Raw genomic sequence first — 21,102 nt, forward strand, 5'->3', positions numbered from 1 at the left:
GACCGGCCCCCCGCCCTGAGAAGAGAGCGACACCACTGTGTACGAGTACGAGAAGGACGGACCGGCCATCTATCGCCAGTCCTTCGCCACCATCCGGGCGGAGGCGGACCTCGCCGGGCTGCCCGCGGACGTGAGCCAGGTCGCGGTCCGGATGATCCACGCCTGCGGCATGGTCGACCTCGTACGCGACCTCGGCTACACGCCCGACGCGGTCGCCCGGGCCCGCGCCGCCCTGCGGGCCGGCGCGCCCATCCTGTGCGATGTGGCCATGGTCGCCAGCGGGGTCACCCGCAAGCGGCTGCCCGCGGACAACGAGGTGGTGTGCACCCTGTCCGACCCGGCGGTCCCCGGGCTCGCGGCGGAGCTGGGCACGACCCGTTCGGCGGCCGCCCTGGAGCTGTGGCGGGACCGGCTCGACGGGGCGGTCGTGGCTGTCGGGAACGCGCCTACCGCCCTGTTCCGGCTGCTCGAAATGATCGAGGAGGGGGCCCCGCGCCCCGCCGCCGTCATCGGGGTCCCGGTCGGGTTCGTCGGGGCCGCCGAGTCCAAGGACGCCCTGGCCGCCCACCCCTCGGGGCTCGACCACCTGATCGTGCGCGGCCGGCGCGGCGGGAGCGCCATCGCGGCCGCCGCGCTCAACGCCATCGCCAGCGAGGAAGAGTGACCGTGAGCGAGCAGCAGACGGGACGCCCGGATGAGCGGACGGGGCGGCTGTACGGGGTCGGGCTCGGCCCCGGCGACCCGAACCTGATGACCCTGCGCGCGGTGGAGGTCATCGCGGAGGCGGACGTCGTGGCCTACCACAGCGCCCGGCACGGCCGGTCCATCGCCCGGTCCATCGCGGCGAAGCACCTGCGCGCCGACCACATCGAGGAGGCACTGGTCTACCCCGTCACGACGGAGACCACGGACCACCCCGGCGGCTACCGGGGCGCGATGGAGGACTTCTACACCGAGGCGGCGGCCCGGCTCGCGGTGCACCTCGACGCGGGGCGCACGGTCGCCGTGCTCGCCGAGGGCGACCCGATGTTCTACGGCTCGTACATGCACATGCACAAGCGGCTGGCCGACCGCTACCCGACCGAGGTGATCCCCGGGGTGACCTCGGTCAGCGCGGCCGCCGCCCGGCTCGGGGCCCCGCTCGCGGAGGGCGAGGAGGTCCTGACGATCCTGCCCGGCACCCTGCCGGAGGAGGAGCTGACCGCGAGGCTGGCCGCGACCGACGCGGCGGTGGTGATGAAGCTCGGCCGCACCTTCCCCGCCGTGCGCCGCGCGTTCGAGGCGTCGGGCCGGCTGTCCGAGGCCCGCTATGTGGAGCGCGCCACGATGGCCGGCGAGCGGCTGGGCGAACTCGCGGACACGGACGCCGACTCGGTGCCGTACTTCGCGGTCGCCGTCCTGCCGAGCCGGATCGACGCCCGCCCGGAGCGCGCCCCGGGCGACGGCGAGGTGACCGTCGTCGGCACGGGTCCGGCCGGTCCGCTGTGGCTGACGCCCGAGACGCGCGGGGCGCTGACCGCCGCCGACGACCTGGTCGGCTACACGACCTACCTGGACCGGGTGCCGGTCCGGCCGGGGCAGACACGGCACGGCTCGGACAACAAGGTGGAGTCGGAGCGGGCGGAGTTCGCGCTCGACCTGGCCCGGCGCGGGCGGCGGGTCGCCGTGGTGTCCGGCGGGGACCCGGGGGTCTTCGCCATGGCGACGGCGGTCCTCGAAGTCGCGGCGCAGGAGGAGTACGCGGACGTGCCGGTGCGGGTGCTGCCCGGGGTGACGGCGGCGAACGCGGCGGCGGCCCGGGCGGGTGCGCCGCTGGGCCACGACTACGCGACGATCTCGCTGTCGGACCGGCTCAAGCCGTGGGAGGTCATCGCGCGCCGGCTGTCCGCCGCCGCCTCGGCGGACCTGGTGCTCGCGCTGTACAACCCCGGTTCGCGGAGCCGGACGTGGCAGGTGGGCAAGGCCCGGGACCTGCTCCTCGAACACCGCTCGCCGGACACGCCCGTGGTCCTCGGCCGGGACGTCGGCGGGCCGGGCGAGAGCGTACGGACCGTGCGCCTCGCGGACCTCGATCCGGCCGAGGTGGACATGCGCACGATCCTCATCGTCGGGTCCTCGCAGACCCGGTGGGGGCGGCGGGGCGACGGCACGCGGATCGTGTGGACGCCGCGCCGCTACCCCTAGGGGGGTGTCTTGCCGATCAGGGTCGGGTCCGCGACGCCTGGCACGGCACCTCGCCGCGTTGCCGAAACGCCCTAATCGCTCCGCGATGAGGGCCCTCCGGCGCCTTGCGATGCACCGCACCAGACGCCGCGGCCTGACCGACCCTGATCGACAAGACACCCCCAGGACTGATCCGTCAGCCAGGCCAGGGCCTCCTCCGGGGTGCCGGCCACCGCGCCCCCCTCGGGGACCGGTGGCCGGCGGACGACGACCACGGGGATGCCGGCCTCGCGGGCGGCGGTCAGCTTGGGGGCGGTCGCGGCGCCGCCGCTGTCCTTGGTGACGAGGACGTCGACGCGGTGGCGGCGGATCAGCTCGCGCTCGCCTTCCAGGGTGAAGGGGCCCCGGTCGAGCAGGGTCTCCATCCTCGCCGGGTACGGCGGCTCCGGGGCGTCCACGGACCGCATCAGGAACCACAGCCCGTCCAGGCCCGCGAAGGCGGCGAGCCCCATGCGGCCCGTGGTGAGGAAGACGCGCCGCCCCAGTGCGGGCAGCGCCTCGGCCGCCTCGGCCAGGGAGCCGACCGGGTGCCAGTCGTCGCCGGCCCCGGGCACCCAGCCGGGCCGGCGCAGCATGAGCAGGGGAACATGGGCGGCGGCGGCCGCGGCGGCCGCGTTGAAGGTGATCGTCCCGGCGAAAGGATGGGTGGCGTCGATGAGCGCGTGCACCCGGTGCGAGCGGAGCCAGTCCGCGAGCCCCTCAGCCCCGCCGAAGCCCCCCACCCGGACCTCCCCCGGCGGCAGCTTCGGCCGGGCCACCCGGCCGGCCAGGGAGCTGGTGACCCTGCTCCCGGCGGGCAGCTCCGCCACCAGCAGCTCGGCGAGGCGGCGGGCCTCCGTCGTCCCGCCCAGAATCAGCACGTGCACGAGGACCATCCATGAGTGAGGCGAAAGGCGGGCGCGGCGCCCAACTCAAGCACACCGGTCTGCGGCCCGGCTGGACGACCGGGGCCTGCGCCACGGCCGCCGCGACGGCCGCGTACACGGCGCTGCTGAGCGGGGACTTCCCGGACCCGGTGACGATCACCCTGCCCAGGGGCCAGACCCCGGCGTTCGCGCTCGCCGTGGAGGAGCTGGGCGACGGGCGGGCGACGGCGGGCGTGGTGAAGGACGCGGGCGACGACCCCGATGTGACGCACGGCGCCCTGGTGCGGGTGAGCGTGCGGGCGCTCCCCCCGGGCTCGGGCGTGGTGTTCCGGGCGGGCCCCGGCGTCGGCACGGTGACGCTGCCGGGGCTGCCGCTGGACGTCGGCGAACCGGCGGTCAACCCGGTGCCGCGCCAGATGATCCGGGACCACATCGCGGAGGTCGCGGCGGCGCACGGCGGGTCCGGGGACGTCGAGGTGACGATCGGCGTGGACCACGGCGAGGAGATCGCCCGCTCCACCTGGAACCCGCGCCTGGGCATCCTGGGCGGCCTGTCGATCCTCGGCACGACCGGGGTCGTGGTGCCGTACTCCTGCTCGGCGTGGATCGACTCGATCCGGCGCGGCGTGGACGTGGCGCGCGCGGCCGGGCACACCCATGTGGCGGGGTGCACGGGGTCCACCTCGGAGAAGACGGTGGTCGCCGAGTACGGGCTGCCGGAGATCGCGCTGCTGGACATGGGCGACTTCGCGGGCGCGGTGCTCAAGTACGTACGCAGGCATCCGGTGGACCGGCTCACGATCTGCGGCGGGTTCGCCAAGCTGTCGAAGCTCGCCGCCGGCCATCTGGACCTCCACTCGGGCCGCTCCCAGGTCGACAAGGCGTACCTGGCGGAGCTGGCCCGGCGCGGCGGCGCCGACGAGTCCCTGGCCGCCGGGATCGCCGTCGCCAACACCGGTCTCGCCGCACTCCAGCTGTGCCAGGCGCACGGGGTGCCGCTGGGCGATCTGGTGGCCGTGGCGGCGCGGGACGAGGCGCTGTCGGTGCTGCGGGGCGCGCCGGTGGCCGTGGATGTGATCTGCGTCGACCGGGCGGGGACCGTGGTGGGGCGCAGCGCCGTACGCTGACCCGCCCGGGCCGGGTCAGCAGGTGTGGCGGTCGCGGGCGGGCGAGTAGAGGTGGCTGTCGTGGAACTGCTCGGCGCCCAGGGTGCGGCCGACCATGATCACGGCGGTACGGATGACTCCCGCGTCCTTCACCTGTGCGGCGATGTCGTCCAGGGTGCCGCGCAGGACGAGTTCGTCGGGGCGTGAGGCCATCGCGACGACGGCGGCCGGGCAGTCGGCCCCGTAGTGCGGCAGCAGCTCCTCGACGACGCGGTCCACGTAACGGGCCGCGAGGTGCAGGACGATCAGGGCGCCGCTGCGGCCGAGCGTCGCCAGATCCTCGCCCTCCGGCATGGCGGTGGCCCGCTGGGCGATCCGGGTCAGGATGACGGTCTGGCCCACGGTCGGCACGGTCAGCTCGCGCTTGAGGGCGGCCGCCGCGGCCGCGAAGGCGGGCACGCCCGGGACCACCTCGTACGGCACGCCCGCCTCGTCCAGGCGGCGCATCTGCTCGTTGACCGCGCTGAACACCGAGGGGTCGCCGGAGTGCAGCCGCGCCACGTCGTGGCCGGCCCGGTGCGCGGCGACCAGCTCGGCGGTGATGGCGTCGATGTCGAGCTGCGCGGTGTCCACCAGACGGGCGTCGTCCGGGCACTCTGCCAGGAGTTCGCGGGGCACCAGGCTGCCCGCGTACAGGCACACCTGGCAGGCGGCGAGCGTGCGCGCGCCGCGCACCGTGATCAGGTCGGCGGCGCCGGGGCCCGCGCCGATGAAGTACACGGTCATCTGTCGTCTCCAGGAAGTTGCGTGGCCCTGCGTACGGACCACTGGGTGACGGGCATGGCCTGGCGCCAGCCGGTGAACGTGCCGACGGGTACGGCGTGCGACACGGCGAGGCGGGTCAACTCCCCGCCGTGCGCCTTGTGTTGGGCGGCGAGCAGCGCCTCGGACTCCAGGGTGACCGTGTTGGCGACCAGCCGGCCGCCGGGCGGCAGCGCGGCCAGGCAGGTGTCGAGGAGGCCGGGTGCGGTGAGGCCGCCGCCGATGAACACGGCGTCCGGCGTGGGGAGTCGGTCCAGGCAGTCGGGGGCGCGGCCGGTGACGACGCGGAGACCGGGCACGCCGAGCCGGTCGGCGTTGGCCGCGATGCGCGCCGCGCGCACGGGGTCGCGTTCGACGGTGACCGCCCGGCAGGAGGGGTGGACGCGCATCCACTCGATCGCGATGGAGCCGGAGCCGCCGCCGATGTCCCAGAGGAGTTCACCGGGTGCGGGGGCGAGCACGCCGAGCGTGACGGCGCGGATGTGACGCTTCGTCAACTGCCCGTCGTGCGCGTACGCCTCGTCCGGCAGGCCCGGTACGGCGCCGAGGCGCAGCGCCCCCGGCGCGGTCCGGCACTCGACGGCGACGATGTTGAGCGGGTCCCCGGCCGGGTGGTCCCAGGTGTCCGCCGTGCCCTCGGCGCACGCCTCGTCCTCGCCGCCGAGTTGTTCCAGGACCCGCAGGCGGCTGGGCCCGAAGCCGTGGTCGCGGAGCAGTGCGGCGACCGCGGCCGGGGTGGTGGCGTCGGCGCTGAGGACGAGGATCCGGCGTCCTTCGTGGAGGGCGGCGGCGAGCCGGGCGGCGGGGCGGCCGACGAGGGTGACGACCTCGGTGTCCTCCAGCGGCCAGCCGATGCGGGCGCAGGCGTAGGAGACGGACGAGGGGTGCGGCAGGACGTGCAGCCGGTCGGCGCCCAGAATCTCGGTGAGGGCGCGGCCGATGCCGTAGAACATGGGGTCGCCGCTGGCCAGGACGGCGATGCGGCGGCCCGCGTGCGCGGCGAGCAGGCCGGGGACGGCGGGGCGCAGGGGCGAGGGCCAGGGCACGCGGGTGCCCGCGCACTGCGGTGGCAGGAGGCCGAGCTGCCGTTCGGCGCCGATGAGGACCTGGGCGTCGGTCAGGGCCGCGCGCGCCGATCCGGTGAGCCCGGCCCATCCGTCGGCTCCGATCCCGGCCACGGTGACTAGGGCCTGTCCGGCGGATCTTCGCGGATCAGCCCGCGGCGTCTGGTGCGTGCTCTCGGCGTGCGCCCGGATCGCCCACGTACTGGACGTACTTGGGCGATTCGGGCGTGCGGCGAGAGTGCGTGCCAGGCGTCGCGGGCCCGCGAAGATCCGCCGGACAGGCCCTAGGGGCAGGTGGGGGTGCTCGGGGGTCACGGACGGTACCTCGGGTCTCGGGGGCTGGCGCATCCGCACTCTACTGGCCGGTCGGGGGCGGCCCCGAGGCGGCTAGGAGCTTCCTCCAGGGAGGATCGCAGCTGCCATGTGTTTTCCCATGGAAAGCTGTAAATGCGATGTGATCACCCATACCCTGTGGCACATGCTGCTCTCCATGAATTCCTCTTCCACCCAGCGGCGCGTCGCCGCGGCTCTCGTCGTCGTGGGCCTCCTCACGCCCCTCACCGCGTGCGGCAGCGACGACGACACGAAGGACGCGTCCACCGGCTCCAGCGCCTCCGCGTCCGGCGCGCCCTCCGCCGACCTCACCGTCCTCGCCGCGGCCTCGCTCACCGATGTGTTCAAGGAGGCGGGTGCGGCGTACGAGAAGGAGCACCCGGGCACGAAGGTGACGTTCTCCTTCGCCGGCTCGCAGGAGCTGGCCGCGCAGGTCAAGCAGGGCGCCCCCGCCGACGCGCTGGTCACCGCCGACACGAAGACGATGGACGGCCTGAAGTCGGACACCGGCACCCCGACGGTCATCGCGAAGAACCGCCTGGTCATCGCCACCGGCAAGGGCAACCCGGAGAAGGTCGAGAACCTCAAGGACCTCGCCGACACCAAGCTGAAGGTGGTCCTCGCCGCGCCCGAGGTGCCGGTGGGCCGCTACAGCAAGCAGATCCTGAACGCCCAGAAGATCACCGTGAAGCCGGTCTCGCAGGAGCCCAACGTGCGCGCGGTGCTCAGCAAGGTCCAGCTCGGCGAGGCGGACGCCGGGCTCGTCTACAAGACGGACGTCTCCGCCGCGGCGGGCAAGGTCGACGCGGTCGACATCCCGGACGAGCAGAACGCCGTCGCCTCGTACCCGGCGGCGACGCTGAAGAGCAGCAAGCACAGCGCGGCGGCCGAGGCCTTCGTGAAGTGGCTCTCGACCCCCGAGGCGCAGAAGATCCTGGCCGACGCGGGCTTCCAGCAGCCGTAACGTAAACGGGGGTCCGCGCACGGGCCGGGCCCCCTGCCCCCAGTCCCAGGGATTTCGATGAACCGTCCCCGCGGCCGCGCGCCGGTCGTGCTGGCCCTCCCCGCGCTCCTGGCCGTCGCCTTCCTGCTGCTGCCGCTGGCCGGCATCCTGGCCCGCACCTCCTGGGGCGAGCTGGGCACCCACCTCACCAGCGAGGGCACCACCCAGGCGCTGACGCTGTCGCTGATCGTCTCCGGCTGGGCGCTGCTCCTCTCCCTCGTCCTGGGAGTGCCGCTGGCCTGGCTGCTCGCCCGGGTCGACTTCCCGGGCAAGGTCTTCGTCCGCTCGCTGGTGCTGCTGCCGATGGTGCTGCCGCCCACGGTCGGCGGCGTGGCGCTGCTCCTCGGCTTCGGCCGCCGGGGGCTGCTCGGGCCGTGGCTGGAGGACTGGTTCGGGATCACGCTGCCGTTCCACACCTCGGGCGCGGTGCTCGCGGCGACCTTCGTCGCCATGCCGTTCCTGGTGATCAGCCTGGAGGGCGCGCTGGGCGGGCTGCGCCCCCGTTACGAGGAGACCGCGGCCTCCCTGGGGGCTTCGCCGGTACGGGTGTTCCTCACGGTCACGCTGCCGATGGTGGCGCCCGGTCTTGCCGCGGGGGCGGCGCTGACCTGGGCGCGGGCGCTCGGCGAGTTCGGGGCGACCATCACCTTCGCGGGCAACCTCCCCGGCACCACGCAGACCCTGCCCCTCCAGGTCTACCTGCTGCTCCAGGACAGCCCGGAGGCGGCGACCTCGGTGTCGCTGCTGCTGCTCGTCATCGCCATGGCGGTACTGCTCGCGCTGCGCGGGCGGTGGACGGGGACGCCGCCGGAGCGGACGCGGCGGGAGGTCGTCAAGGACGACCCGGTGCCCGTACGTGAACGGCCCCTGCCGGAGCCGTCCGGCTCGGAACTCTGGCCGCTGCACGCCGAAGTCACCGGTTTCAACGAGCTGACCCTCGACGCGGAGGCCGGCACGACCATCGCGGTCGTCGGCCCCAACGGCGCCGGCAAGACGACCCTGCTGCGCGCCCTGCTCGGCCTCACCCCGCGCGCCCACGCCCGCCTCCTCCTGGGCGACACCGACGTCACCGCCCTGCCCGCCCACCGCCGGGGCGTCGCCTGGGTCCCGCAGGACGGCGCGCTGTTCCCGCACCTGAGCACCCTCGCCAACACCGCGTACGGGCTGCGCGCGAAGGGCGTGCCGCGCGCCGAGGCCCGCCGCGCCGCGCAAAAGTGGCTGGACCGGCTCGGGGTCGGCCATCTGGCCTCCCGGAAGCCCTCCCAGGTCTCCGGCGGCCAGGCGCAGCGCGTCGCGCTGGCCCGCGCGCTGGCCGCCCGTCCGCGCCTGCTGCTGCTCGACGAACCGCTCGCCGCGCTCGACCAGACGACCCGGTCCCAGGTCCGGCACACCCTGCGCCGCCACCTCGACGGGTTCGGCGGCGTCTGCCTCCTCGTCACGCACGACCCGGTGGAGGCCGTCGCGCTCGCCGACCGGGTTCTCGTCCTGGAGGACGGCCGCACGCTTCAGGACGCCCCGCCCGCCGAGGTCACCCGGCACCCGCGCTCCCCCTGGGTCGCCCGGATGCTCGGCCGCAACGCCTGGCCCGGCACCGCCACCGCCGACGGCCTGGAGCCCTCGGGCGGCGGCCGCCTCGTCGCGGCCGACCCGCTGCCCGCCGGGTCGCCCGCGCTGGCGGTCATCGCGCCCGAGGCCGTCTCCGTACACCGGGAGAAGCCGGGCGGGAGCCCGCGCAACGTGTGGCCGGGGACGGTGCGCGAGATCACGGCGGGCGGGAGCCGGCTCCGGGTGCTGGTGGGGTCGGATCAGGTGCCGGACCTGGCCGCCGAGATCACCCCGCAGGCCGCCGCCGAACTGTCCCTCGTGGACGGGGCGCGGGTGTGGACCAGCGTCAAGGCCACCGAAGTGACGCTCGTGGCGCTCTGAACCTCAGTAGACGTCCCGCACGTACCGCTTGTCGGCGGCGAGCTGCTTCACGTACAGGGCGGCGGCCTCCGGATCGAGCCCGCCGTGCGCGACGGCGATGTCGCGCAGCGCCCGGTCGACGTCCTTGGCCATCCGGGCCGCGTCGCCGCACACGTAGAAGTGGGCCCCGTCGCGCAGCCAGGTCCACAGCTTGGCGCCGTGCTCGCGCATCCGGTCCTGTACGTAGACCTTGGCGCGCTGGTCGCGCGAGAAGGCGGTGTCCAGGCGGGTGAGGGTGGAGTCGGCGAGGAAGGACGTCAGCTCCTCCTCGTAGAAGAAGTCGGTGGCCCGGTGCTGCTCCCCGAAGAACAGCCAGTTGGGGCCGGGGTCGCGGCGGGCCCGGCGCTCCTCCAGGAAGCCGATGAAGGGGGCGACGCCGGTCCCGGGGCCGACCATGACCATCGGTGCGTCGGGGCGGGCCGGTGGCCGGAAGTGCGGGGCGCGGCGGACGAAGACCGGGACGCGGGTGTCGGGGTCCGCGTCCGCGAGGAAGGGCGAGCAGACACCGGCGCGGGGGCGGCCGCGGGTGTTCTCGTAGCGGACGACGGAGACCGTCAGGGAGAGGCGGTCGGGGTCGGTGAGCGGGCTGGACGATATCGAGTACAGGCGCGGTTGCAGGGGTTTGAGGAGGCCGGCCCACTCCTCCGGGGTGGCCTTGACCGGGTATGCGCCGAGGACGTCGACGGCCTGGCGGCCCCAGGACCAGCGGGCCAGCTCGCCCTTGTTGTCGGGCCGCAGCATCTTCTTCAGCTCCCGGTCCCCGGTGCGTTCGGTGACGAAGCCGAGGAGGGCGGGGGTGAGGCGGGTGATGTCCAGCCGGGTGTGGAGCGCGTCGCCGAGCCGGAGGCCGCCGAGGCCGGAGACCTCGATCTCGGCGTCGGCGTCGAGGCCGGTGACGGAGAGCCATTCGGCCACCAGGTCCGGGTGGTTGGCGGCGTGGACGCCCAGCGCGTCCCCGGCCGCGTACTCCAGGGCTGACCCGGTCCCGCTGATGTCGAAGGTGAAGCGGCGGACCTCCTTGCCGGAGCCGGGCAGCCCGAGCAGCCGGTTGCCGGCCAGCCGGGCGGTGACGGGCGCGGGCTTCGGGGTGCGGACCGGGGCGGGGGCGGGCGGGGGTGCGGGGGCCGGTTCGGCCGGCGGGGCGGTGAGCCCGGCGAGGACCTGGTCGAGCCAGCTCAGCGCGGACGGTTCGTAGTCGGGCTCGCAGTCGGTACGGGGGGCGAGGCGGACGGCCCCCAGCTCGTCCAGGCGCAGGTCGAGCCGCCGCCCGTGTCCGCAGAAGTCGTCGTACGAGGAGTCGCCGAAGGCCAGTACGGCGTACCGCCTGCCGTCCAGGGGCGGGAGGTCGGTGGCCGTCAGGGCCTCCCAGAACCCGGAGCCGTTGTCCGGCGCGTCGCCGTCCCCGAAGGTGCTGGTGATCAGGAGGAGGTCTGCGGCCGGTGGCAGGGCGCGCGGGTCCGCCTGGTCCATGCCGAGGAGCCGGGTGCGCAGGCCCGTGGCGCTGAGCCGGTCGGCGGTGGCGACGGCGAACTCCTCGGCGTTGCCGGTCTGCGAGGCCCACAGCACGACGACCTCGCGGCCGGGTGCGTCGGCAGCGGCGAGGACGGGCGCGGGGGCGTCGGCGGGCGGCCCGGTGCGCGAGTACATGCCGGCCAGGACGCCGTTGACCCAGCGGGCGTGCTCGGCGCTGAAGGGCGCGCCGGGCGGGAGGACGGGGACGCCGGGAGCGCCGAGGGGCAGCCCGGCGAGGAAGCCGACGAGGTACTGGCGCTCGTGCTCGGCGAGGACCGGGGGCGGGGTGGTCTCCAGGCCGAAGACGGCGGCGGTTTCGGGAGACGCCTGGGTCGCGGTTTCCACCGGTGCCGAGGCGGACGCGGTCTCCACCGGAGCCGGCACGGGAAGAGGCGCCGCCGCCACCTTCGTCAGGGTCACCGCGCACACCTTGAACTCCGGCTGGTAGGAGACCGGGTCCACGGCGTCGCCGGTCACCGCGTTGACGCTGAGGTATTCGCCGAACAGGTCGTTCCAGTGGAAGGGCGCGAAGCAGCAGCCCGGGGCCACCCGGTCGGTGACCACGGCGGGCAGCACGGCCCGCCCGCGCCGGGACTCCACCTCCACCGAGTCGCCCTCCGCGAGCCCGAGGCGGGCCGCGTCCTCGGGGTGCACCTCCACGAACGGTCCGGGGTCGAGCCGGTTGAGCTTGGCGACCTTGCCGGTCTTGGTGAGGGTGTGCCACTGGTGCTGGACCCGGCCGGTGTTGAGCAGGAAGGGGTAGTCGTCGTCCGGCATCTCCGCCGCCGGGATGTGCGGACGGCCGAAGAAGCGGGCGCGCCCGGTCGGGGTCGGGAAGACGGGTCCGCCGCCGTCCGGGTCGAGATAGCGGATGGGGTTGCGGTCGGGCCCGTCGGCGGTGGGCGCGGGCCACTGGACGGGGGCGGTGCGCAGCCGTTCGTACGTCACGCCCCGCAGGTCGTAGCCGGTGCGGGGGTTGGCGGCGCGCTTGATCTCCTCGAAGACCTCCTCGGCACTCCCGTACGTGAAGGCGTCCTCGTACCCCATGGCGCAGGCGATACGGGCGATGATCCGCCAGTCCGCGAGGGCTTCGCCGGGCGGCTCGACGGCGGGGCGGGCGAGGGTGAGGTTGCGTTCGCTGTTGACGAGGACGCCCTCCGCCTCGCTCCACAGGGCACCGGGCAGGACGACGTCGGCGTAGGCGTTGGTCTCGGTGTCGGCGAACACGTCCTGGGTGATGACGAGTTCGGCGGCCTCCAGGGCCTCGATGACGGTGCGGCGGTTGGCGACGGAGGCGACGGGGTTGGTGCAGATGATCCAGCACGCCTTGATGTCACCGGCCGCCATCCGCTCGAACATATCGACCGTCCCCCGGCCGCACTCGTCCTTGCGCAGGGTGCCGGGGGCCAGGCCCCACAGCTCCTCGGTGAAGGCGCGGTCCTCGTCGTCCAGGAGCGAGCGCTGACCCGGCAGCCCCGGGCCCATGTAGCCCATCTCGCGCCCGCCCATCGCGTTGGGCTGGCCGGTGAGCGAGAGGGGGCCGCTGCCCGGGCGGCAGATCGCGCCCGTCGCCAGGTGGAGGTTGAGCAGCGCGTTGGTGTTCCAGGTGCCGTGCGTGGACTGGTTGAGCCCCATCGTCCAGCAGCTCGTCCACTCCCCCGCCTCGCCGATCCACCGGGCGGCCTGCCGGAGGTCGTCCTCCGGGATGCCGGTGATCTCCGCGACGGTGGCGGGCGGGTAGTCCGCGAGGAACTCCGGCATCTCCTCCCAGCCCTCGGTGTGCGCGGCGATGAACGCGGGGTCGGTGTGCCCGTTCGCGTGGAGCAGGTGCAGGAGGCCGTTGAGGAGGGCCAGGTCGGTGCCGGGGTTGACGCGCAGGAAGAGGTCGGCCTTGTCGGCGGTGGCGGTGCGCCGGGGGTCCACGACGATCAGCTTGGCACCCGCCTTGACGCGGTCCAGGAGGCGCAGGAAGAGGATCGGGTGGCAGTCGGCCATGTTGGAGCCGATGACGAGGAAGACGTCCGCGCGGTCCAGGTCGTCGTAGGAGCCGGGCGGCCCGTCGGCGCCGAGCGACAGCTTGTAGCCGCTGCCCGCGCTCGCCATGCACAGCCGCGAGTTGGACTCGACGCGGTTGGTGCGGACGAACCCCTTGGCCAGCTTGTTCGCGAGGTACTGCGCCTCCAGGCTCATCTGCCCGGACACGTAGAACGCGACGGCGTCCGGTCCGTGCGTGTCGATGACCGCCCGCAGCCGCCGCGCGGTGGACGTCACCGCCTCGTCCACGCCCACCGGTACGGGCTCCGCGCCGCGCTCCGGCCGCACCAGCGCGGTGGTCAGCCGGCCGGGCGCGGCGAGCATGTCGGCGGTGGTCGCGCCCTTGGTGCAGAGCCGTCCCGCGTTGGCGGGGTGCGCCTTGTCGCCGGACGCCTTGCGGACCGTACGCCGTCCGTCCGGTCCGGCCGCGATGTCGAGGACCATGCCGCAGCCCACCCCGCAGTACGAGCAGACCGTACGGACCTGAGTGGCGTCGGCCGACGAGCTCTGTGGGGGCACCGGGGAGACCTTCCGTGAATCGGATCGTGCCCCGACGGTAGAAAGGCGCCGTTACGCCGGTGTGGCACCGGCCGATCATGGGCGGTAACGCTCGTCGCACACCGGGCGGGCCGGGGGTGTGAGAAGAGCCGCCCGTAGCCTCTCTCCATGCAGACCAATCTGATGATCTACGACGGCACCGTGGCGGCCTGCTCCGACGTCCCGCGTACCGGTGGCGTGCCGCTGGCTCCCGCGGGCTTCACCTGGCCCGTGTGCGGCTGTGGGGGGCCGTTGCAGTTCTTCGCGCACCTTCCCGTCGAGGACGGCGTCCTGTCGGTGTTCGTGTGCCAGAACGACCCCGGCGCGTGCGAGTTCTGGGCAGCCGGGTCCCGCGCCAACCGGGTCCATCTGTTCCCCCGGGAGGGGCTGCGGCCGGTCACCGTACCGGAGAACGGGCTGACGGTCCTGCCGGTGGTCTCGGCCATCCGCACCCAGGTCGTGACGGTCGACCCGGAGGACTGCGACGAAGACGTCCTGCCCGACGCGTACGACCTCGGCCGGGAGGGGTGGCGGCGGGAACCCGGAGAGCGGTTCGGGAAGCAGCGGGAGGTGCTCGGCTCGCTCGGCGGCAGTCCCTCATACCTGGAGGACGACCGGGTGCCCGCGTGCCCCTCCTGCTCGGGCACGATGGAGTTCGCGGCCCATCTGGAGGAGGGGATCACCCGGGAGACCGCGATGAACCTCGGCGGTCGGCTGGGCTACGTCTTCGTCTGCCGCCCCTGCCGCGAAGGCGCGTTCCTGACGGACTGAGCGGCGGCCGCCCGCTACGTCTCCTCGGTGAGCTGTTCGTCCAGGTCGTCGAAGAGCAGTTCCGCGTGGTCGACCTGTCCCGTCCGGTACGCCGAGCGGGCGACGAGGTGCGCGGCGACCGGGCCCGTCATCAGCTGGAAGAAGCCGATCAGCGCCAGCGTCGCCAGGTCCATGCCGCTGCGCAGCCGCAGCGCGACCCCGGCGAGCACGATGAGCATGCCGAGCGCCTGCGGTTTGGTCGCGGCGTGGCTGCGGGAGAGGACGTCCGGCAGCCGCAGCATGCCGACGACGCCGAGGAGGCAGATCGCGGCGCCGATCAGCACCAGCGCCGCGCCCGCCGTGTCCAGAATCTGGAGCCAGACGCTCACGGCCTCTCCTCCCCGCCGTTCCGGGCCCGCTCCCCGTACGGATGGCCCGGCGGCCGGTCGCGTACGGCGATGAAGCGCGCGATACCGACCGAGCCGGTGAAGCCGAGGAAGGCCAGGACCAGCATGATCGGGAAGTAGAAGGGGTCGCGGGCGAACGCCGATTTGGCGCCGAGCCCGGCGATGATGAGCGCGGCGCAGACATCGAGCGCGATGGCCCGGTCGAGCATCGAGGGCCCGCGCCAGATGCGCGCGAGCAGCAGCGCGCCGGCGACGAGGATCAGGACCACGGCCGCCACGAGCAGCACCCGGTCCACGGTCTGGGGCGCGCTCATGGCCGCTCCTCCTGGTCTCCCGGCTGTGCGCCGGTGTGCGGGGTGTCCGGGGGCGGGGCGGCGACCCGCTCGATCTCGTCGCGGGTGCCGAAGGCGCGTACGGTCAGCTCCTCCAGGCGCCACACGGAGCGCCGGGCGGCTTCCAGTTCGGCCGGGTCGCCCGCGTCCAGGACGTGCAGGAAGACGGTGGCGGTGGCGCGGCGGACCTCGACCACGGAGCCGTCGGGCACGTTCTGCACGGTGACGGCGGTCGCGGCGAGCATCAGGTCGGAGCGGCAGCGCAACGGTACGGCGATGACGGCGGCACGGCGCGAACGGCCGCCGTGGATCTGCCGGGTGACCTTCACGCCAGAGGTGTACATGTCGAACAGCAGATAGCCGGCGAGGCGCAGGATGCCCCAGGGGTGCAGCCGCAGCCCCAGGTCGACCTTGGGCAGCGGGAAAGCCAGGCAGACCACCACCGCGACCATGGCCCCGGTGAGCAGGTTCGCCCAGTTCAGGCTGGACCAGAGCAGCACCCAGATGACGGTGAGCCAGGCGATCAGCGGCAGGTCCAGCACCCGGCGGCCCCGGGCGCCGAAGGCGGCGCTGAACGGCGGCAGGTCCTTGTTCCGGAAGGAGAAGGTGACGAGGCGTTTCACCGGCCCAGCACCTCCTGGGTGTACGGCGTGCGGGCGATGAGTTCGGTCGCGGCACGGTCGGTGTACGAGGTGAGCGGTCCGGCGAACACGGTGAAGGCGAGGCCGAGTCCGACCGCGGCGGCCGTCGCCCAGGTCATCGGGCGGGGCAGCACGCTGGTGGTGGTGACGGCGTGGCCGTGGAGCGTGGCGGCGACGGCGAGCCCGGCGGGCTGGTGGCGGACGCGGACCCCCTCGTCGCCGGTGCCCGCCATCCGGTCGGGGCCCTCGTCGGCATCGTCGTCGTCGCTGTCGTCGTCCGATTCCAGGACCGTGCCGGTGGCGGCCTGGCCGGGGGGCGCCGCCCGCCAGAAGGCGAGGTTCCAGACCTTGGCCATCACGTACAGCGTGAGCAGGCTGGTCACGGCCGCCCCGGTGACGAGGATCCAGGCCCACACCCCGCCGTCGGCGACACCGGCGCGCATCAGGCCCAGCTTGCCGATGAAGCCGGAGAGCGGCGGGATGCCGGCGAGGTTCATCGCGGGCACGAAGAAGAGGACGGCGAGGGCGGGCGCGGCCCGGGCGATGCCGCCGATCCGGGTGAGTTCGGTGGTGCCGGTCCGGCGTTCGATCAGCCCGGCGACCAGGAACAGCGTGGTCTGGACGGTGATGTGGTGGACGACGTAGACGATCGCGCCGCCGTACGCGTCCCGGGTGGCGAGGCCGATACCGAAGACCATGTAGCCGATGTGGCTGATGAGGGTGAAGGAGAGCAGCCGCTTGAGGTCGGTCTGTGCGACGGCTCCCAGGATGCCGACGATCATCGAGGCGAGGGCCGCCGCCATCAGCAGGTCGCCGAGCCGGTTGCCGGGGAAGAGCAGGGTCTCGGTGCGCAGCATGCAGTAGACGCCGACCTTGGTCAGCAGTCCGGCGAAGACGGCGGTGACGGGGGCGGGCGCGGTCGGGTAGGAGTCGGGCAGCCAGGCGGCGAGCGGGAAGACGGCCGCCTTGATCGCGAAGACCGTCAGCAGCATGGCCTGGATCAAGGTCTGGACGCCCAGCGGGAGCGCGCCGAGGCGTTCCGCGAGCTGGGCGAAGTTGGCGGTGCCGGTCGCCGCGTACGTCATGGCGATGGCGGTCAGGAAGAGCATCGAGGAGAACAGCGAGATGATCACGTACGTGGAGCCCGCCCGGATGCGCGGACCGGTGCCGCCGAGCGTCAGCAGGACGAAGCTCGCGACGAGCATGATCTCGAAGCCGACGTAGAGGTTGACCAGGTCTCCGGCGAGGAAGGTGCACGAGACGCCGGCGACCAGGATCAGGTACGCGGGGTGGAAGACGGCGACGGGTGTCTCCTCGTCCCGGTCCGCCATGCCCTGGCCCAGGGAGTAGACGAGGACGCACAGCGTGACGGCGGAGGAGACCGTCAGCATCAGCCCGGAGAGCCGGTCGGCGACCAGGGTGATGCCGAGCGGCGGCGCGAAGTCCCCGAGGTGCACGGAGAGCGGCCCGTCCGTGTCGGCGGCGATCATCAGGGCGATCGAGAGGCCGAGTACGGCGGTGAGCACGGCGACGCTGACGAGGCGCTGGATCTGCTTGAGCCGGGTGCCGAAGGCGAGGCTCAGGCCGGTCGCGCAGAGCGGCAGCAGCACCGGCAGCGGGACGAGGGCGTTCATCCGGTGCCTCCCGGGTTCTGGGCGTCGGGGCCGGGGCCTCGTGGGTCCTCGGCTTGTGAGTCCTCGGGGTTCTTCGCGTAGTCCTCCGGGTCCGCGCCCAGGACGTCGTGCCAGAGGTCGCCGGTGGCGTCGCGGCCCCGGGCCTGGAGGGCGCGGTCGGCGCGCAGCCGGGCCCGGAGGCGGCGGCGTTCGTCGCGGTAGGCGCGGCGGGCCTCGGCGCTGCGGTCGCCGTCCTCGCGGAAGCGGGCGCGCAGTTCGTCGCGCTCGTCCAGGACTTCGGCGCGGAGCACGATGCGGCGGTCCTCCAGGTCGTCGTGGACCTCGTCGGTGCCGGTGAGCTGGTGGCCGCGGTAGGCCATGGCGAGCAGGAACGCGGTGGTGGCCAGGGTGATGACGATCGCGGTGAGCGCGATGGCCTGGGGCAGCGGGTCGGTGACCCGGGCGAGATCGACCCCGTACAGCAGGGGTTCGCGGCCGGCCGTGCCGGTGGCGGACAGGATGAAGAGGTTGATGCCGTTGCCCGCGATGACCGCGCCGAGCAGGATGCGGGTGAGGGGCCGGGTCAGCATGAGGATGCCGCCGACCGCGCAGAGGACCGCGGCGGTGGCGAGGAGCGAGGCGCTGACGGTCACGGGGTGGCCTCCCCGGTCTCCGGTCCGGCGCTGCGGGCTGCGGCCTTCTCGGCGGCGGCGCGCTCGATCTGCCGGTCGATCTTGGCGCCGAGGGCCCGCACGATGTCAAGGACGACGCCGAGGACCAGCAGGTAGACCCCGCAGTCGAAGATGACCGGGGTGCCGAATTCGAAGTCGCCGACGAGCGGCCAGTGGCCGTGGTACGTCCAGGCGTGCAGGACCGTTCCGTCCGAGAGGCCGATCAGGGCGACCCCGGTGGAGATGAAGAGGCCGAGCCCGGTGAAGAGGCCGGGCTGCAGGGGCGCGGCCTCGGCGAGTTCGAAGCGGCCGCCCGCGAGGTAACGGGTGATCAGGGCGAGGCCCGCGACGAGGCCGCCCACGAAGCCGCCGCCCGGCATGTTCTCGGCGCAGAACAGCAGGTAGACCGAGAGCACCAGGATCGGGTGGAACAGCAGCCGGGTCACCACCTCGAAGACCACGGACCGGTGCTCGGGTGCCAGCGTGGCACCGGCCGCCAGCCAGCCGCGCTCGGGCGCCCCCTCGTCGCCCTGGGGCACCCCGGTCAGCGGCTCGGCGGTCACGGACCAGGCGGTGTGTCCGCCCACTTCGGCGGGGGCGGCCGTCCCCTCGGCGCGGCGGTGCAGGTAGATGAGGCTGGTGACGCCGATCGCGGCGGCGGCGAGTACGGCGGACTCCCCCATGGTGTCCCAGGCGCGGAGGTCGACGAGGATCGTGGCGACGACGTCCTTGAGGCCGTGGTGCGCCGTCTCCTCGACCATGGCGGCGCCCGCCGCGGGCGCGGTCCGCGCGGCGGCGGCGACCCAGACCACCACGCCGAGCGTGGCGGCGGCGGCCAGGGCGACCGGGATGCGCACGGCCCGCCGCCAGGGGCTCACCGACTCCTGGAAGTGCACCGGCATCCGCCGCAGGACCAGCACGAACACGATCATGGACACGGTTTCCACGCAGAACTGGGTGAGCGCCAGGTCCGGGCCGCCCTGGACCACGAACAGCAGGGCAGTCCCGTAACCGGTCAGTCCGGCCAGCACCACGGCCTTCATGCGCCGTCTGACGGTGAGACAGAGCAGGGCCGCCGCGCAGGTCAGGGCGGCGACCGCGCCCTGGAGCGGGACGTCCCAGAGCCGGGGCGCCGAAGCCCCTTGCCAGGGCCGGTCCACGACGAACACGGAGAGCTGTCCGGCGAGCATCACCAGCAGGGTCGTCGCGAGGTACACGGAGAGGGAGCCGCGCTGGACGAAGCCGGTGGCCTGGAGGGAGAGGCGTTCCAGACCCAGGAGGAGCTGGCCGAAGACGCCGTCGGCGGTGGGCCAGGCGATGCGCCGGGAGAGCCGGGCGACCCGGTCGCGCGCGGCGAAGAGGACCGCGCCGCCCGCGGTGGCGACGGCGGAGAGGAGGAGTGCGGTGCCCCAGCCGTGCCAGAGCGCGAGGTGGTACGGGTGGGCGGGGGCCGGGAACGCGTCGGCGTAGGCGCTGAGCAGCCGGTCGGTCCAGCCGACGCCGGGACCGAGGACGAGCCCGCAGAGGGCGAGCGCGGCGGGCGCGGCGAGGAAGGCCGGGCCGACCCGGTGCACGGGGGTGTCGGCGACCCCGGGTTTGCGCAGGAAGCCGCCCCAGATGAACCGGGCGGTGTACGCCACGGTGAGCGCCGAGCCCGCGACCGTGATGCCGAGCGCCCAGCGGTCCGCCGTGTCGCCGTGCAGCAGCGCCTCGAACGCCGACTCCTTCGCGGCGAAGCCGAGCATCGGAGGCAGGGCGGCCATGGAGAGGGCGGCGAGCACGGCGACGGCGCACACATGGGGCAGGGCGCGTCCGACGCCGGAGAGCTTGCGCAGGTCACGGGTGCCGGCGGCGTGGTCCACGATGCCGGTGACGAGGAAGAGCGGGGCCTTGAAGAGGGCGTGGCCGAGGATCATGACGGCGGCGGCCAGCGCGGCGTCGCGGTTGCCGACGCCCGCGAGGAGGGTGAGGAAGCCGAGCTGGCTGACGGTGCCGTACGCCAGGACGATCTTCAGGTCGTTGAGCCGGAGGGCGCGCCAGCCGCCGAGGAGCATCGTCGCGGCGCCGAAGACGATCACGACGGGCCGCCAGCCGGGCACGTCGGCGAAGGCGGGGGCGAGCCGGGCGACCAGGTAGACCCCGGCCTTCACCATCGCGGCGGCGTGCAGATAGGCGCTGACGGGGGTGGGCGCGGCCATGGCGTTGGGCAGCCAGAGGCTGAACGGCCAGACCGCCGACTTGGACAGGGCCCCGCACAGGATGAGCAGGACGGCGACCTCGACGGCGGTGGTCGCCGGGGGCGGGTCGGCGAGGATCTCGGAGATGCGGTAGGTCCCGGCCTCCTGACCGACGATCAGGAAGCCGACCAGCATGGCGAGGCCGCCGAGCGTGGTGACGGTCAGGGCCTGGAGGGCGGAGCGTCTGCTGTGGCGCTGCTCGCTGTCGTATCCGATGAGCAGGTACGAGAAGACGGTGGTGAGCTCCCAGAAGACGTAGAGGGAGATCAGGTCGTCGCTGAGGACGAGGGCGAGCATGGCGCCGGCGAACGCGAGGAGGTTCCCGGCGAAGCCGGCAAGCCGGGGTGTCGTGTCGCTGAAGTAGGAGGCGCAGTACAGCAGGACGAGCGTGCCGACGCCGGACGCGAGCAGGACCATGAGTTCGCCGAGCGCGTCGAGGCGCAGGTCCACGGAGACGCCGTAGTCGGGCATCCAGGCCCAGGACCAGTCGACCGATGAGCCCGAGGCGGCTGTCTCCCACTGGGTGAACGCCCAGCAGGTGGTGGCGGCGGGCGGCAGCGCGAGGACCAGGAAGGCGCGCGCGCCCAGCCGTCGCACCAGCGGGCGCGCGAAGGCCGCGAGGACGAAGTGGGCGACGATGAGCGCGGTCATACGGTGTGGCGGCGGGGTGCGGCGGCGGGCGGCGGGGTGTGCGGGGCTACCGAACAGACAGAAGGCACTAAATACAGATATATCCCCGGCGCCGGTTCACCCGTCCGACCCGCCGCACCCCGGGCGGCCGGTCATATCGGAACGCGCGTCGCCGCTTCATGGTGATCATGTGTGTGCCAGATGTTGAACATGTGATCCCACTTCCTTTTCTTTTTTGCACTGTGACTACTATCTATCCGTCCTGGTTCTCAACGGATTTGACCGACCGTGAGGTCGGTACCACGTCAAGGAGCATGCCCTGCGCACGCGCGCGTCACGGCGGAGCAGCTCGACCA

16 protein-coding genes are annotated in these 21,102 nt (G+C 73.7%); 6 read left to right on the forward strand and 10 right to left on the reverse strand.

What is annotated here, in order from left to right; genetic code table 11:
• The first annotated feature begins 37 nt into the window (after positions 1-37).
• Complete coding sequence (locus ACIQZN_RS33445; protein ID WP_018105780.1) at positions 38-664, forward strand: precorrin-8X methylmutase; 627 nt, start codon at positions 38-40, stop codon at positions 662-664.
• A complete protein-coding gene (locus ACIQZN_RS33450; RefSeq protein WP_404002179.1) occupies positions 661-2,184 on the forward strand; it encodes a precorrin-2 C(20)-methyltransferase in 1,524 nt (507 codons plus the stop codon). The genes ACIQZN_RS33445 and ACIQZN_RS33450 overlap by 4 nt, the downstream gene beginning before the upstream one ends.
• Before the next feature lie 71 nt (positions 2,185-2,255).
• Here ACIQZN_RS33450 and ACIQZN_RS33455 read toward each other — a convergent pair whose 3' ends face one another.
• Positions 2,256-3,089 (reverse strand): cobalt-precorrin-6A reductase, encoded by an 834-nt coding sequence (locus ACIQZN_RS33455; RefSeq protein WP_404002182.1) that lies wholly within the window; start codon positions 3,087-3,089, stop codon positions 2,256-2,258.
• Between the two features lie 11 nt (positions 3,090-3,100).
• Here ACIQZN_RS33455 and ACIQZN_RS33460 point away from each other — a divergent pair, with 11 nt between their 5' ends.
• The gene (locus tag ACIQZN_RS33460) at positions 3,101-4,216 is read left to right on the forward strand and encodes a cobalt-precorrin-5B (C(1))-methyltransferase (RefSeq protein WP_404002185.1); all 1,116 of its coding nucleotides are present in this window, start codon (positions 3,101-3,103) and stop codon (positions 4,214-4,216) included.
• Between the two features lie 15 nt (positions 4,217-4,231).
• On the opposite strand, the gene cobM is transcribed toward ACIQZN_RS33460, so the two are convergent.
• The gene (gene cobM, locus ACIQZN_RS33465) at positions 4,232-4,981 is read right to left on the reverse strand and encodes a precorrin-4 C(11)-methyltransferase (protein ID WP_161206553.1); all 750 of its coding nucleotides are present in this window, start codon (positions 4,979-4,981) and stop codon (positions 4,232-4,234) included.
• Positions 4,978-6,195 (reverse strand): precorrin-6y C5,15-methyltransferase (decarboxylating) subunit CbiE, encoded by a 1,218-nt coding sequence (gene cbiE, locus ACIQZN_RS33470; RefSeq protein WP_404002188.1) that lies wholly within the window; start codon positions 6,193-6,195, stop codon positions 4,978-4,980. The genes cobM and cbiE overlap by 4 nt, the downstream gene beginning before the upstream one ends.
• Before the next feature lie 376 nt (positions 6,196-6,571).
• Between cbiE and modA the strand changes: the two genes are divergently transcribed.
• On the forward strand, positions 6,572-7,378 hold the full coding sequence (gene modA, locus ACIQZN_RS33475) for a molybdate ABC transporter substrate-binding protein (RefSeq protein ID WP_404002191.1): 807 nt from the start codon (positions 6,572-6,574) through the stop codon (positions 7,376-7,378).
• Between the two features lie 57 nt (positions 7,379-7,435).
• Positions 7,436-9,343: an ABC transporter permease gene (locus tag ACIQZN_RS33480; protein ID WP_404002194.1), complete on the forward strand. Its 1,908-nt coding sequence runs from the start codon at positions 7,436-7,438 to the stop codon at positions 9,341-9,343.
• A gap of 3 nt (positions 9,344-9,346) precedes the next feature.
• Here the strand turns inward: ACIQZN_RS33480 and ACIQZN_RS33485 are convergent, their stop codons facing one another.
• Positions 9,347-13,372, reverse strand: a complete 4,026-nt coding sequence (locus tag ACIQZN_RS33485) for a molybdopterin-dependent oxidoreductase (RefSeq protein WP_404002324.1) — start codon at positions 13,370-13,372, stop codon at positions 9,347-9,349.
• Positions 13,373-13,594: 222 nt separating this feature from the next.
• Between ACIQZN_RS33485 and ACIQZN_RS33490 the strand changes: the two genes are divergently transcribed.
• On the forward strand, positions 13,595-14,236 hold the full coding sequence (locus ACIQZN_RS33490; RefSeq protein ID WP_404002196.1) for a hypothetical protein: 642 nt from the start codon (positions 13,595-13,597) through the stop codon (positions 14,234-14,236).
• A gap of 14 nt (positions 14,237-14,250) precedes the next feature.
• Here the strand turns inward: ACIQZN_RS33490 and mnhG are convergent, their stop codons facing one another.
• From mnhG to ACIQZN_RS33520, 6 genes are read right to left on the reverse strand one after another with little or no spacing between them, the layout of a single operon-like run.
• Entirely contained in the window at positions 14,251-14,604 is a 354-nt protein-coding gene (gene mnhG, locus ACIQZN_RS33495) for a monovalent cation/H(+) antiporter subunit G (protein WP_404002199.1), read from the reverse strand.
• Positions 14,601-14,936: a monovalent cation/H+ antiporter complex subunit F gene (locus tag ACIQZN_RS33500; protein WP_404002202.1), complete on the reverse strand. Its 336-nt coding sequence runs from the start codon at positions 14,934-14,936 to the stop codon at positions 14,601-14,603. Before ACIQZN_RS33500 ends, mnhG begins: the two co-directional genes overlap by 4 nt.
• Positions 14,933-15,577 carry a Na+/H+ antiporter subunit E gene (locus ACIQZN_RS33505; protein WP_404002205.1) on the reverse strand — a complete coding sequence of 215 codons (645 nt, stop codon included), beginning with the start codon at positions 15,575-15,577 and terminating at the stop codon, positions 14,933-14,935. Before ACIQZN_RS33505 ends, ACIQZN_RS33500 begins: the two co-directional genes overlap by 4 nt.
• On the reverse strand, positions 15,574-17,229 hold the full coding sequence (locus ACIQZN_RS33510) for a Na+/H+ antiporter subunit D (RefSeq protein WP_404002208.1): 1,656 nt from the start codon (positions 17,227-17,229) through the stop codon (positions 15,574-15,576). The genes ACIQZN_RS33505 and ACIQZN_RS33510 overlap by 4 nt, the downstream gene beginning before the upstream one ends.
• Entirely contained in the window at positions 17,226-17,861 is a 636-nt protein-coding gene (locus ACIQZN_RS33515) for a Na(+)/H(+) antiporter subunit C (RefSeq protein ID WP_404002211.1), read from the reverse strand. Before ACIQZN_RS33515 ends, ACIQZN_RS33510 begins: the two co-directional genes overlap by 4 nt.
• Positions 17,858-20,767, reverse strand: coding sequence for a Na+/H+ antiporter subunit A (locus ACIQZN_RS33520; RefSeq protein WP_404002214.1), 2,910 nt, complete (start codon positions 20,765-20,767; stop codon positions 17,858-17,860). The genes ACIQZN_RS33515 and ACIQZN_RS33520 overlap by 4 nt, the downstream gene beginning before the upstream one ends.
• Between the last annotated feature and the right edge of the window lie 335 nt (positions 20,768-21,102).

Origin of the sequence: Streptomyces sp. NPDC097595 (assembly GCF_044761525.1) — a bacterium.
GTDB lineage: Bacteria > Actinomycetota > Actinomycetes > Streptomycetales > Streptomycetaceae > Streptomyces > Streptomyces drozdowiczii_A.

What these genes read in the sequence shown, in the direction of transcription:
- cobM (WP_161206553.1), bottom strand. Translation starts at nt 4,981, where the DNA reads ATGACCGTGTACTTCATCGGCGCGGGCCCCGGCGCCGCCGACCTGATC.
- ACIQZN_RS33485 (WP_404002324.1), bottom strand. Translation starts at nt 13,372, where the DNA reads ATGGTCCTCGACATCGCGGCCGGACCGGACGGACGGCGTACGGTCCGC.
- ACIQZN_RS33510 (WP_404002208.1), bottom strand. Translation starts at nt 17,229, where the DNA reads ATGAACGCCCTCGTCCCGCTGCCGGTGCTGCTGCCGCTCTGCGCGACC.
- ACIQZN_RS33480 (WP_404002194.1), top strand. Translation starts at nt 7,436, where the DNA reads ATGAACCGTCCCCGCGGCCGCGCGCCGGTCGTGCTGGCCCTCCCCGCG.
- ACIQZN_RS33500 (WP_404002202.1), bottom strand. Translation starts at nt 14,936, where the DNA reads ATGAGCGCGCCCCAGACCGTGGACCGGGTGCTGCTCGTGGCGGCCGTG.
- ACIQZN_RS33520 (WP_404002214.1), bottom strand. Translation starts at nt 20,767, where the DNA reads ATGACCGCGCTCATCGTCGCCCACTTCGTCCTCGCGGCCTTCGCGCGC.
- modA (WP_404002191.1), top strand. Translation starts at nt 6,572, where the DNA reads ATGAATTCCTCTTCCACCCAGCGGCGCGTCGCCGCGGCTCTCGTCGTC.
- ACIQZN_RS33490 (WP_404002196.1), top strand. Translation starts at nt 13,595, where the DNA reads ATGCAGACCAATCTGATGATCTACGACGGCACCGTGGCGGCCTGCTCC.
- ACIQZN_RS33460 (WP_404002185.1), top strand. Translation starts at nt 3,101, where the DNA reads ATGAGTGAGGCGAAAGGCGGGCGCGGCGCCCAACTCAAGCACACCGGT.